This is a genomic window from Kineosporia sp. A_224 (assembly GCF_002198655.1).
Taxonomy (GTDB): domain Bacteria; phylum Actinomycetota; class Actinomycetes; order Actinomycetales; family Kineosporiaceae; genus R-H-3.
Genome location: NZ_MWLN01000144.1, coordinates 1 through 12,419, shown reverse-complemented (window position 1 = coordinate 12,419; position 12,419 = coordinate 1). Strand labels below are relative to the sequence as shown.

The following is a 12,419-nucleotide window of genomic DNA, read 5'->3' as shown; positions in this document are numbered from 1 at the left end:
GCCGCCGCACCGGCGGCGCGTGCCCCGTGCTGCGTCCATGGACCGTCCCTCCGCCCTCGTCAGGTGCGACAGTCTGCCTCCTGCGGCTGTGCGCCGTCCCGGTGCCGCCGGCCCGGCGGGTGGCGCGTCGATCAACGTGCCCGCCCGGGTCGCCGGCGGGGTGCCAGACTGTCGGCCGTGGGTGCGGGGATGCGGTCGAGGTCGGTGCGGTCGGTGCGGTCCGTCCGGAGGGCGGTGCCGGGCGTGGTCGTGGTCGTCGGGCTCGCCCTGACGGCGGCCTGCGGGGCAGGGTCGGCAGGCACCGTGACCGCCGGTGCGGGGTCGTCCGCTCCCGCGGCCGCCGCCCCGACGACGGCCACGCCGCCGGGCCCGTCGGTCACGGTGACACCCTCGACGGCCACGTCCGTCGCGCCGGCGACGCAGACCGCGTCCAGGACGCCCTCGGCGAGCCCGTCGCGGACGACGTCCGCCCCCGCGCGACGCACGACGCGCTGGAACGAGCCGACGACGTTCCTGGCGCTGCCGGTCGTCCGCGGCCGGGCGCTCGCCGGGATGGTCGTCGTCCTCGACCCGGGGCACCAGATCGGCAACAGCCGGCACCTCGCGAAGGTGAACCGGCTCGTCAATGCGGGCAACGGCATCCGGAAGGCCTGCAACACGACGGGCACGCAGACGAACGGCGGGTACCCGGAGTCCAAGATCGCGATGCGGATCGCGCTCGCGGCGAAGAAGCGGCTCGAGGCGCAGGGCGCCAAGGTCGTGCTCACCCGGCCGCGCGAGGACGTCGCGCTGTGGGGCCCGTGCATCGACGCCCGCGGGCGGGTCGGCAACGGGGTCGACGCGGACGCCGTCGTCTCGATCCACGCGGACGGCGCGCCTGCAACGGCGCGCGGCTTCCACGTGATCCGGCCGGCCTCGGTCAAGGGCTGGACCGACGACATCGCCAAGCCCTCCAAGCGGCTCGCGATCGCCGTCCACGACGCGCTCGTCGACGCCGGGCAGCGGCCCGCGACGTACATCGGCAGCCACGACGGCTACGACGTCCGCTCCGACCTCGGCACGCTGAACTGGAGCGACCAGCCGATCGTCATGATCGAGCTGGGCAACATGCGCAGCGCGCGTGACGCCGCGATGCTCACCGACCCGACGTGGCAGGACGGCGTCGCCGCCGCGGCGATCACCGCGGGCGTCGTCGACTTCCTCGGCTGAGCGGACCTCCCTGGCCGGCGTCCGCCGGCTCCCAGCCGAGCGGCTGGACGACGTCGGTCAGTGGGACGACGGGCAGCTGCACCGTGAGCTCGAAGTGCTCGGTGCCGTCCCCGAACGGCAGGCCGCGCCACGCCTCGAAGCAGGGCTGGTGCGCGGGGGCCCAGCCGGACGCCGGCAGCCAGGTGCGGTAGAGCAGGTCGAGCGCCGCCAGCTCGTCAGCGGCCGTGCCGCTGACGTCGACCTCCGCGACCGTGGTCGGCGGGAACACGGTGAACCCGACGACGGGGTCGTCCGGGCCCGACGCGGCCGCGGGCCCGAGGTCGTCCGGCACCTCGAGCCCGACGTCGTACCGGCACCGGTCGAGCGGCACGGTCTCCGGGTCGTCCCACTGGTAGCCCAGCCACTGCCCGCCGTCCAGGCCCCGGGCCCGGGCCCAGCCGACGAGGCCCGCCGCGGCCTCGGCGACCCCGCCGGCGTACGGCGCCACGACGCGGATGTACGCGACGCGGCGGGCGGCCAGGGGGCGCAGCCGGACGGCGGCGAGGGCGTCGTCCGCGGCGTCCGCGTCGTCCGCGGGCCCGGGTGCGGCGTCCCCGTCGTGGGAGCCGGTGAACCGGTCCCGCTGCCCGTCCGGGAGCGTGTCGAGCAGGTGCAGCCGGTTCTCCGCCCGGAAGCGGTCGATGTCGAGCCGGCGCGGGGGCACCCCGTAGTGCGCGCGGAAGGTGCGCGAGAAGTGCGAGCTCGACGAGAAGCCGCACGCGAGCGCGACCTCGGTGAGGGACGCCGTCCGGCGGTGCGCCATGAGGTGCAGCGCCCGCTCCAGCCGCACCCGCGTGACGAAGGCGTGCAGCGTCTCCCCGGTGGTCGCCGCGAACACCCGGTGGAAGTGGAAGGGCGAGAAGCCGGCGACGGCAGCGACGTCCTCCAGGCTCAGCGGGAGGTCGGGGTTCTGGACGACGTGGTCGACGGCCGCGTCGACCCGTCGCGCGTAGAGCGGGTTCGCAAGAATCGGCAAGTGCTCCGTCCTCGGTCCGGGCTAGCGTCGGCACACCCCGTCGATCACGGGGCCGTCGACCCGAAAGGTAGCGTCCGTGGACCTCGGCACCTTCTCGATCAGCCTCACCGTCAAGGACCTCGAGGCGTCCCACGCCTTCTACGAGGCCCTCGGCTTCGAGGTGTTCGCCGGCAGCGTCGAGCACCGGATGCTCATGATGCGCAACGGGACGACGGTCGTCGGGCTCTTCCAGGGGATGTTCGAGCGGAACATGCTGACGTTCAACCCGGGCTGGGCGGCGGACTGCTCNGGCCCCGTCGTCGACGCGTCGACGACGGGGCCGGGGAGCATCGTCGTCGTCGACCCGGACGGGAACCCGGTGCTCCTCGACCAGCACGTCTGAGCGGTCTGCTCGCCCGGTGACGCGGGCGGCGGGGGACGTTGGTCCCTCGCCCGGCCGGGCGCCGTCCGGCAATCATTCGGTACCGAACGAATGGTGTCGAGGAGGCTGTCATGGGTGAGGTCGTCGGCGCGGGGCTGCTCGCGCACGTCCCGACGATGCTGATGCCGTACGAGGAGCGGCTCGCGCTCAACGGGGGCAAGGAGATCAGCCTCGTCCCGGGCATCGAGCAGCTGCGGCGGGACGTCTTCGAGACGCTCGACTACGACACGGTCGTCGTCCTCGACTCGCACTGGTTCACGACCGTCGAGTTCGTCGTCACCGCGCAGGACCGCCGCGCCGGGCTCTTCACGGCCGAGGAGCTGCCGCGGGGGATGTGCCGGATCCCCTACGACTGGCCGGGCGACCCGGAGCTCGCGCACGCGATGGCCGCCCACGGCGACAAGCACGGCACCTGGGTCACCGCGATCGACGACCAGTACCTGCCGATGTACTACGCCACGCTCAACCTCTGGCACTTCCTGGGCCGGGGCCTGCCCGACAAGCGCTGGGTGTCGGTGAGCGTGTGCCAGACCGGGGACACCCTCGACTTCCTCGCCGCGGGCCGCGCGCTCGGCGACGCGATCGCGGCTGTCGACCGCAAGGTGCTCCTCGTCGCGAGCGGTGCGCTCTCGCACACGTTCTGGCCGCTGCGCGAGCTGCGGGCGCACGAGGCGAGCGACCCGTCGCACATCTTCTCCCGCGAGGCGTACGAGGCCGACCAGGAGCGGCTGCGGTGGTTCGCGGACGGCGACCACGCCCGGGTGCTCGACACGATGCCGGAGTTCCTCGAGCACCGGCCCGAGGGCAGGTTCGCCCACTACCTCATGATGGTCGCCGCGCTCGGCGAGGGCGCCGTGACGGCGCCGTCGCGGCAGTACGGGGACTACGAGAACTCCGTCGGCACCGGTCAGGTGCACCTGTGGTTCGACCGCCCCGCCGGCGGCTGGACGGCGCCGCGCGCCTGACCTCTGCGGAGCCGGCAGGAAACCCGTTGGGGGCGGCCCGGCCGCGCTGCCTATGCTGGAGCCGGCATGTCCACCCAGCAGTCCTCCCCGCGTGAGGCCCTCGCCGCGCTGCGCGAAGGGCTCGGCGAGGTGACCCTCCGCGACGCCGGGCGGCTCGGCCGCCGGCTCGACGGCGTCCGCGGGATCAAGGACCCGGCCCGGCAGGCGCAGGCGCTCGCCCAGGTCGCGGCGGACGTCGCGACGGCACAGCAGCGGCTCGTGACCCGGGCGGCCGCGATGCCCCGCATCACCTACCCCGAGCAGCTGCCCGTCAGCGGCCGCCGGGAGGACATCGCCGCCGCGATCCGGGACCACCAGGTCGTCGTCGTCGCCGGCGAGACCGGGTCGGGCAAGACGACCCAGCTGCCGAAGATCTGCCTCGAGCTCGGGCGCGGAGTCCGGGGGCAGATCGGGCACACCCAGCCGCGCCGGATCGCCGCCCGCAGCGTCGCCGAGCGGATCGCCGAGGAGCTCGCGGTGCCGCTCGGGGAGGCCGTCGGCTACAAGGTGCGGTTCACCGACCGGGCGAGCGACTCGACCCTCGTCAAGGTCATGACGGACGGCATCCTGCTCGCCGAGATGCAGGGCGACCGGATGCTCACCGGCTACGACACGATCATCATCGACGAGGCGCACGAGCGGTCGCTGAACATCGACTTCATCCTCGGGTACCTCAAGCAGCTCCTGCCGCGGCGGCCGGACCTCAAGGTCGTCATCACGTCGGCGACGATCGACCCGCTGCGGTTCTCCGCGCACTTCGGCGGGGCGCCCGTCGTCGAGGTGTCCGGGCGGACGTTCCCGGTCGAGGTGCGCTACCGGCCGCTCGTGCAGCCGGCCGTGGTGGACGAGGACGACGACCTCGACGACCTGGACCGGCCGGAGGGGCGCCGCAACCCGTTGCTGGCCAAGGGCAAGGGCGGCCGGCCGGAGGACGGGACCGACGTCGTCCGGGACCAGGTCGAGGCGATCTGCGACGCGGTGTCCGAGCTGGCCGCCGAGGGGCCCGGCGACGTCCTCGTGTTCCTCTCCGGCGAGCGCGAGATCCGGGACGCCGCCGAGGCGCTCAACCGGCTCCAGCTGCGGCACACCGAGGTGCTCCCGCTCTACGCCCGGCTGTCGGCCGCCGAGCAGCACCGGGTCTTCACCTCGCACACCGGGCGCCGCGTCGTCCTCGCGACGAACGTCGCCGAGACCTCGCTCACGGTGCCGGGGATCAAGTACGTCGTCGACCCGGGCACGGCGCGGATCTCGCGCTACAGCAACCGGTTGAAGGTGCAGCGGCTGCCCATCGAACCGGTCTCGCAGGCGTCGGCGAACCAGCGCGCGGGTCGCTGCGGCCGGACGAGCGACGGCATCTGCATCCGGCTGTACGACGAGGAGGACTACCTCGCGCGGCCGGAGTTCACCGAGCCGGAGATCCTGCGGACCAACCTGGCCTCGGTCATCCTCCAGATGACCGCGCTCGGCCTCGGGGACGTCGACAAGTTCCAGTTCGTGGACCCGCCCGACCGGCGCAGCGTCAAGGACGGCGTCGACCTGCTCGTCGAGCTCGGGGCGCTCGACCCGGCGAAGCCGGCCGCCGACCGGCTCACCCCGGTCGGGCGCAGGCTCGCCCAGCTGCCCGTCGACCCGCGACTGGGCCGGATGATCCTCGAGGCGCACGCGAACGGCTGCGTCCGTGAGGTCATGGTCATCACGGCGGCGCTGTCGATCCAGGACGTCCGCGAGCGCCCGGTCGACGCGCAGCAGCAGGCCGACGAGAAGCACCGCCGGTTCGCCGACGAGACGAGCGACTTCGTCACGCTGCTGCGGCTGTGGGAGTACCTGCGCGAGCAGCAGAAGGAGCTCAGCAGCAGCGCCTTCCGCCGGCTGTGCCGCAGCGAGTACCTCAACTACCTGCGGGTGCGCGAGTGGCAGGACCTCTACGCCCAGCTGCGCCAGCTCGCGAAGAGCCTCGACGTCACGCTGAACAGCGAGCCCGCGGACCCGCAGCGCGTGCACCAGTCGCTGCTCGCCGGGCTGCTCTCGCACATCGGGCTGCGGGACGCCGCGGCCCGCGACTACCAGGGCGCCCGCGGGGCGCGGTTCTCGGTCTTCCCGGGCTCGGCCGTCGCGAAGAAGCAGCCGTCGTGGCTCATGGCCGCTGAGCTCGTCGAGACCTCGAAGCTCTGGGGCCGCACGGTCGCGAAGATCGAGCCGGAGTGGGTCGAGCCGCTCGCCGGCCACCTCGTGAAGCGCACCTACAGCGAGCCGCACTGGGAGAAGAAGCGGGCGTCCGTCGTCGCCGTCGAGCGGGTCACGCTCTACGGCGTCCCGATCGTCGCCGGCCGGACCGTGCAGTACGGGCGGGTCGACCCGGAGCTGTCCCGTGAGCTGTTCGTCCGGCACGCGCTCGTCGAGGGCGACTGGGAGACCCGGCACGCGTTCTTCGCCGAGAACCGCCGCCTGCTCGACGACGTCGAGGACCTGGAGAACCGGGCCCGGCGCCGCGACATCCTCGTCGACGACGAGACGCTCTTCGCCTTCTACGACCAGCTGATCCCGGCGGACGTCGTGTCCGGGCGGCACTTCGACGCCTGGTGGAAGCAGGCCCGGCGGGAGACCCCCGACCTGCTCACGTACACCCCTGAGCTGCTCGTCAGCGACGACGCCGACGAGGTGAGCGAGGCCGACTACCCGGACGTGTGGCGCCAGGGCGAGCTGACGCTGGGGCTGACGTACCAGTTCGAGCCCGGTGCGGCCGCGGACGGTGTCACCGCCCACGTGCCGGTCACCCTGCTGAACCGGGTCAGCCCGGACGGCTTCGAGTGGCAGATCCCGGGGCTGCGGCACGAGCTCGTCACGGCCCTCATCCGGTCGCTGCCCAAGGCGTTGCGCCGCTCCTTCGTGCCCGCGCCGGACACCGCCAAGGCGCTGCTCGGGTCCCTGCACCCGCGGCACGAGCCGCTCCTCGAGGCGGTCGCGCGCGAGCTCTCCCGGGTCGGCGGGTTCCCGGTGCCCCGCGACGAGCTCGACCTGGAGAAGGTGCCAGAGCACCTGCGGATGACGTTCCGCGTCGAGGACGCCCAGGGCCGGATGCTCGCCGAGGGCAAGGACCTCGACGCGCTCAAGGTGCGCCTCAAGCCGAAGGTCGCGACGACGATCTCCCAGGTGGCGCAGCGGGTCGAGCGGGCCGGGCTCACCGACTGGTCGATCGGCGAGCTGCCGCGGACCTTCGCGGCGGACGGCGTCCGCGGCTTCCCGGCGCTCGTCGACCAGGGGACGTCGGTCGCCGTCAAGGTGCTGCCGACCGAAGCGGACCAGCAGCGGGCGATGGTCACCGGCACCCGCCGGCTGCTCCTGCTGACGACGCAGTCGCCGGCGAAGACCGTGCTCGGGCGGCTCGACAACCGGGCCAAGCTCGCCCTCAGCCATGCCCCGCACGGCGGGGCCGTCGCGCTCTTCGACGACTGCCTCGCGTGCACCGTCGACGTCGTCGTCGAGGACGCCGGCGGGCCGGCCTGGGACGCCGCCGGTTTCGCGGCCCTGCGGGACGCCGTCCGCGGGCGGGCCGAGCCGGTGCTCACCGAGGTCGTCACCGTCGTCGCGGACATCCTCGCGGTCGCGGGCGACGTCGAGCGGGCCGCCCGGAGCACGTCGAGCCTCGTGCTGCTGCCCGCGCTGACCGACGTCCGCGAGCAGCTCGCCGCCCTCGTGCACACCGGGTTCGTCGCCGAGACCGGGTACCACCGCCTGCGGGACGTCGCCCGCTACCTGCGGGCCGCCGTCCAGCGGCTGGAGAAGCTCCCCGAGCGGCCCGAACGCGACCGCGAGCTCATGTGGCGCGTCGAGCTCGTCGAGCAGTCGTACGCCGACCTGCGCGCCCGGCTCAAGCCCGGTGCCGCCGTCCCGCCCGCGCTCGACGAGATCCGCTGGATGGTCGAGGAGCTGCGCGTCAGCTTCTGGGCGCAGCACCTCGGCACCCCGTACCCGGTCTCGGAGAAGCGGATCCAGAAGGCCATGGACGCCGTCGCCGCGACCCTGCCGTAGCTCGCCCGCCGAGCAGCTCATGCTCGCGCCGCGTACCGTTCTGGATGTCGCGCCGGCCCGTTTCCGGTACCGACCGCGAGCATGAGCGGAGTGGAGGACGGCGTGCGGCTCGTCGCGTACTTCGAGATCCCGGTGACCGACCTCGACCGCGCCGTCGCCTTCTACGAGGGGCTGCTCGGCGTCCGGCTCGAGCGGGCGGTCGTCGACGGCCACCCGATGGCGCTCTTCCCGCCCGCCGACGGGGTCGGGCAGGCGACGGGGGCGCTGGCCGCGGGGGAGAGCTACGTGCCGTCGGTCGACGGGACCCGGGTCTACTTCGAGGTGGACGACGTCCCCGAGGTCCTCGCCCGCGGCGTGGCGGCGGGCGCCCGGGTGCTCTACCCGCCGGCGTCCGTCGGCGACGGCCAGGTCGCCGAGCTCGAGGACTGCGAGGGCAACCGCGTCGCCCTGCTGTCCCACGCCTGACCCGCACCCGACCTGCCCCTGCTCAGGGCTCGACCAGGGTGATGCCTGATGCCCGCGACGTCTCGGGCTGCCTAGCGTGAGGGCATGCCCGCTCCCCGCCGGTTCGACCGTGCCGCGCTGACCCTGGGACTCGGCGTCCCGGTGCTGTACTTCCTGACCCAGGGTGTGATCGGCGTGCTCACGCCGGGGTACAGCTTCCGGCAGCAGGCGGCCAGCGACCTCGGGGTCGGCGACTCGGCCCGGGCCCTGGTCTTCAACCTCGGTGCGGTCTCGACCGGCGTCCTGGCCGCGGTGGCCGCCTACGGGTTCGCGGCCGCCCCCCGCTGGTCGCCGGTCCCCGCGGTCCGGGCGAGACTGACCGCGCTGGCGGTCGCCTCGACGGGCGCCGCCGCGATCGCCGCGGGCGTCTTCCCGCTGCCGGATCCACGGCACGGCGGAGGCCCGATCGGCGCCGGCATGTTCGTGATCCCGCTGCTCATGGCGACCCTGCTCTGGAGGGTGGCGTCGCCCTGGGCCCGGGCCTACCTCGTGCTCAATCTCGCGCTCTTCGCCGGCTGCGCCGCGATGCTCAGCGGCTCGACGCCCGTCGACCAGGTCGCGAACGGTGGCCTGCTGCAACGGCTGCTCGCGGTCACCGTGTTCGGAGCGATCGGGATCGGTTGTGCGATCGTCACCGCCACCCGGCCCGACAGCGTCCGCTCCGACAGCGTCCAGGTGGGCGACTGAGACGTGGTGCTGCCCCGGCCCGGCTGACGCACCTCCCGCTCGCGCTCGTGCCGGGTAGCGTCCGAGAGGTCGCGCCGGCCCGTTTCCGGTACCGGGCGCGAGCATGACCGGAACGGGGGACGGCGTGACAGAGGTGTCGGGGACGGTCGTCGCGGCGACGTGGGTGTCTCGTCGGGCGGACGGGGCGGTGCTGGGGGTGCGGCCGCACGGGGCGGGCGCGTTCTTCCTGCCGGGTGGGGTGCCCGAGGAGGGGGAGACGTACGCCGAGGCGGCGGCGCGAGAGGTCTTCGAGGAGACCGGGATCGTCGTCGACGCCGGTGCCCTGCGCGAGGTGGCGCGGGTGACCGGCCCCGCGTACGGCCGACCGGGCTGGGCCGTGCTGCTGGTGTGCTTCGAGGGCCCTGGCGTCGGTGAGCCGGTGGCGGGCCCCGACGAGATCGCCGAGGTGGCCTGGATCGGCGTGCACGAGCATGACCGGTTCGCGGATGCCGTCCGCACGGCTCTCGGCCTGGGCTGCTGACCGTCGTCCGCCATACCGCAACCAGAACCTGCTCCGGGCAGCACGAAAGGCCCCCAGGAGCAGGTTGTGGTTGCGTTGTGGTGCGGAAGCCGTAGCGGGCCCGGGCATCGCTGCTCAGGCGATGACGGAACCCGGCGACGATGCCGGCGGCATGGCCGACCAGCCGCCCTACGTCCGCGCCCGCCCAGGTCGCATCGTGGCTGGTGCGCTGCTTCTGACCGGCGTCACCCGAGATCGCACGAGCGGGTGGGCAGTCAGTCGACGGCGAGGCCGCGGCGGCGCCGCATCCGACGGGACTGGGACGAGAAGACCGTGTCGGCGAGCATGCCGAGCACGAGGATCACGAGCATGTAGGCGATGAGCTCCGGCGCGTTGTTGAAGTCCTGGGCGAAGGACAGGCGCGACCCGAGGCTCGGCTTGCCCTCGATGATGACGAGGAGCTCGCCGGCCATGAGGCTGCGCCAGGCGAAGGCCCAGCCCTGGTTGAGGCCCGCCACGTAGGACGGCAGCGCCGCCGGGATGACGAAGTGCCGGTAGAGGTCGACCGACCCCGCGCCGAGCACCGTGCCGAGGCGGGTGAACGCCGGCGGCACGTGGTCGATGCCGGAGATGATGCCGTTCGCGATGCTCGGGGCGGCGCCCAGGATGACGACGAACGTGATCGCCTGCTCGTTGAGGCCGAAGAGCAGGATCGCCAGCGGGAACCAGACGATCGAGGGCATCGTCTGGAGGCCGGTGATGAGCGAGCCGATCGCCGCGCGCACCGGGCGGAACCGGGAGACGGCGATCCCGACGACCGTGCCGATCGCGATCGCGAAGGCGAAGCCGACGAGCGCCCGGCGCAGCGTCGTCCCGATGGCCTGCCAGAACTCCGGCTCACGGACGAGGTCGCCGAGCGTCTGCGCGACCGTGAGCGGCGCCGGGAGGACGAACTCGGGGCGCCAGCCGGACAGGACGACGGCCTGCCAGATCGCGACGAACGCGACGACGGCGCCGACCTTGGGCCACGTGCCGGCCCAGGCCCGGGTCAGGGCACGCGACCGGTCGGAGTCGGCACCGACGAGGGGGGCGAGCGGGCCGGGGCCGGACGCCGCACCGACCGCGGTCGCGAGCCCGCCGGACGTGCCGGTGCCTGCGGGGCGTTCGTCAACCGACATGGCGGGCCACGTCCTCTCGCAGGGCGGCGGTGAGCGAGCCGGCCCGGCGGGCCACCTCGGGATCCTCCATGCGGCGGGGCCGCGGCAGGTCGATGTGCTCGGTATGGACGACGCGGCCCGGGGACGAGCCCATGAGCACCGCGCGGTCACCGAGCCGGACGGCCTCGCGGACGTTGTGCGTCACGAAGAGCACGGTGAGCCCGGCCTCGCCGGCGACCCGCTCGATCTCGTCGTGCATGTGGTCGCGGGTCATCGCGTCGAGCGCGCCGAGCGGCTCGTCCATGCAGACGACCGAGGCGTCCTGCGCGAGCACCCGGGCCAGCGCCACCCGCTGCCGCATGCCGCCGGACAGCTCGTGGGGGCGCTTGTCGGCGTAGGCGCCGAGCCGGACCCGCTCGAGCAGCGCGTGCGCCTGCGGCGTGCGCTCCGCCCGGGCGACGCCGCGCAGCTTGAGCGCCAGCGCGACGTTCTGGGCCGCGGTGAGCCACGGCAACAAGGTCGCCTCCTGGAACATGAGCGCGACCCGGCCGCCGACCTCGAGCGTGCCCGTCGTCACCTGCTCGAGCCCGGCGACGAGCGAGAGCAGCGTCGACTTGCCGCAGCCGGACGCGCCGACGATCGTCACGAACTCGCCGGGCCGGACGTCGAGGTCGACGTCCTGCACCGCCGTCGTCGCGGTCGCCCCGCGGCCGAACACCTTCGTCACCCCGGTCAGCCGGACACCGCCGTGCGCGACGGGCTCGGGTGCCGCGCCGGACGCGGGCCGGGCCTCGTTCTCTGTCACGGTCACAGCGCCGCCACCTCCGCCTGGCCGCGGGACTTCAGCGCGGCGTTGAGCTGGGCGAGGTCCCACAGCTTCGCGAAGTCGTCCGACGGCGCCTTCTCGAGCAGGCCGACCGCCTGGGCGTGCTTCGCGGACTCCTTGAGCGTCGCCTGCAGCGGGTCGGCGCTGAAGGTGAGGTTGCCCCAGGCGTCGGCGAGCGTGGCCGGCTCGACCTCCTGGCCGGTGATCGCCGAGATCTTCGTCGCGACGTCCGTCCGGGCCTTGGCCGGCTCCGCCGCGATGAAGTCGATGGCGTCGAGGTTCGCCTCGAGGAACGCCCGCACGGTGTCGGGGTTCCTCTGGAGGAACTCGGTGCGGACGACGACGTTCGTCGTGACGAACCTGCCGCCCGGCCACAGGGTCGACTCGGCGACGAGGACCTTCCCGCCGGCGGCGACGAACTGGGTCGCGAACGGCTCCGGCACCCACGCGCCGTCGATCTGCCCGGACGCGAACGCCTGCAGAGCCGCCGAGTTCTTCTGCGGCTTGATGCTCACGTCCCCGCCGCCGTCGACGGTCGTCTTCAGGCCCTGCTGGGAGAGCCAGTAGCGCAGGGCGACGTCCTGCGTGTTGCCGAGCTGCGGGGTGGCGAGGGTCTTGCCCTTGAGCTGCGCGGCGGTGGTGATCTCCGGCTTGACGACGAGCGAGGCCCCGCCGGAGGTCGCGCCGGAGATGACCCGGACGGCGGCCCCGCCGGACTGCGCGTACGCGTTGATCGTCGGGTTGGGGCCGATGTACGCGATGTCGAGCGAGCCGCCGAAGAGCGCCTGGACGACGTCCGGCCCCGCGTTGAACGACTGGGTCTTGACCTTGCCGTCGCCGATCCGCTTCGTGAAGAAGCCCTCGGCGTCGGCGACGAGGCCGGGCGCGTGCGTGAGGTTCGGGAAGTAGCCGATGTTCACCGCGACGGTCTGGTCGGTCGACGGGGCGGTGGCCGCGGGGGCGGCGCCCGTGGACGCCGTGCTGCCGCCGCCGCACGCGGCGAGCGAGAGCAGGGCCACGGCCGAGACGGCGGCGGCGCCGGTGCGCAGCAGGGTGCGGCGGGAGGGG

10 protein-coding genes and 1 pseudogene are annotated in these 12,419 nt (G+C 73.7%); 7 read left to right on the top strand and 4 right to left on the bottom strand.

Annotated features, from left to right (window positions below):
• Positions 1 to 243: 243 nt before the first annotated feature.
• Complete coding sequence (locus EDJALFJO_RS12765) at positions 244 to 1,209, top strand: N-acetylmuramoyl-L-alanine amidase (RefSeq protein WP_198950247.1); 966 nt, start codon at positions 244 to 246, stop codon at positions 1,207 to 1,209.
• On the opposite strand, the gene EDJALFJO_RS12760 is transcribed toward EDJALFJO_RS12765, so the two are convergent.
• The gene (locus EDJALFJO_RS12760) at positions 1,178 to 2,224 is read right to left on the bottom strand and encodes a GyrI-like domain-containing protein (protein WP_088285764.1); all 1,047 of its coding nucleotides are present in this window, start codon (positions 2,222 to 2,224) and stop codon (positions 1,178 to 1,180) included. The genes EDJALFJO_RS12765 and EDJALFJO_RS12760 overlap by 32 nt on opposite strands.
• 76 nt (positions 2,225 to 2,300) lie before the next feature.
• Here EDJALFJO_RS12760 and EDJALFJO_RS36420 point away from each other — a divergent pair.
• From EDJALFJO_RS36420 to EDJALFJO_RS12730, 6 genes and pseudogenes are all read left to right on the top strand, one after another.
• Positions 2,301 to 2,512 (top strand): annotated as a pseudogene (locus EDJALFJO_RS36420) (VOC family protein); the annotation flags it as partial.
• A gap of 204 nt (positions 2,513 to 2,716) precedes the next feature.
• Complete coding sequence (locus EDJALFJO_RS12750; protein ID WP_088285760.1) at positions 2,717 to 3,610, top strand: catechol 1,2-dioxygenase; 894 nt, start codon at positions 2,717 to 2,719, stop codon at positions 3,608 to 3,610.
• Between the two features lie 66 nt (positions 3,611 to 3,676).
• Positions 3,677 to 7,678, top strand: coding sequence for an ATP-dependent RNA helicase HrpA (gene hrpA, locus EDJALFJO_RS12745; protein WP_088285758.1), 4,002 nt, complete (start codon positions 3,677 to 3,679; stop codon positions 7,676 to 7,678).
• Positions 7,679 to 7,759: 81 nt separating this feature from the next.
• Positions 7,760 to 8,143 carry a VOC family protein gene (locus EDJALFJO_RS12740; RefSeq protein WP_088285756.1) on the top strand — a complete coding sequence of 128 codons (384 nt, stop codon included), beginning with the start codon at positions 7,760 to 7,762 and terminating at the stop codon, positions 8,141 to 8,143.
• An 84-nt stretch (positions 8,144 to 8,227) separates the two neighbouring features.
• Entirely contained in the window at positions 8,228 to 8,869 is a 642-nt protein-coding gene (locus EDJALFJO_RS12735; RefSeq protein ID WP_088285754.1) for a DUF998 domain-containing protein, read from the top strand.
• A 124-nt stretch (positions 8,870 to 8,993) separates the two neighbouring features.
• Complete coding sequence (locus EDJALFJO_RS12730) at positions 8,994 to 9,389, top strand: NUDIX domain-containing protein (RefSeq protein WP_198950246.1); 396 nt, start codon at positions 8,994 to 8,996, stop codon at positions 9,387 to 9,389.
• 254 nt (positions 9,390 to 9,643) lie between these two features.
• Here the strand turns inward: EDJALFJO_RS12730 and EDJALFJO_RS12725 are convergent, their stop codons facing one another.
• From EDJALFJO_RS12725 to EDJALFJO_RS12715, 3 genes are all read right to left on the bottom strand, one after another.
• On the bottom strand, positions 9,644 to 10,546 hold the full coding sequence (locus tag EDJALFJO_RS12725; protein WP_088285750.1) for an ABC transporter permease: 903 nt from the start codon (positions 10,544 to 10,546) through the stop codon (positions 9,644 to 9,646).
• Entirely contained in the window at positions 10,536 to 11,336 is an 801-nt protein-coding gene (locus EDJALFJO_RS12720; protein ID WP_233149834.1) for an ABC transporter ATP-binding protein, read from the bottom strand. The genes EDJALFJO_RS12725 and EDJALFJO_RS12720 overlap by 11 nt, the downstream gene beginning before the upstream one ends.
• On the bottom strand, positions 11,333 to 12,419 hold a 1,087-nt coding region (locus EDJALFJO_RS12715), incomplete at its 5' end, for an ABC transporter substrate-binding protein (RefSeq protein WP_198950245.1). The genes EDJALFJO_RS12720 and EDJALFJO_RS12715, both read right to left, overlap by 4 nt.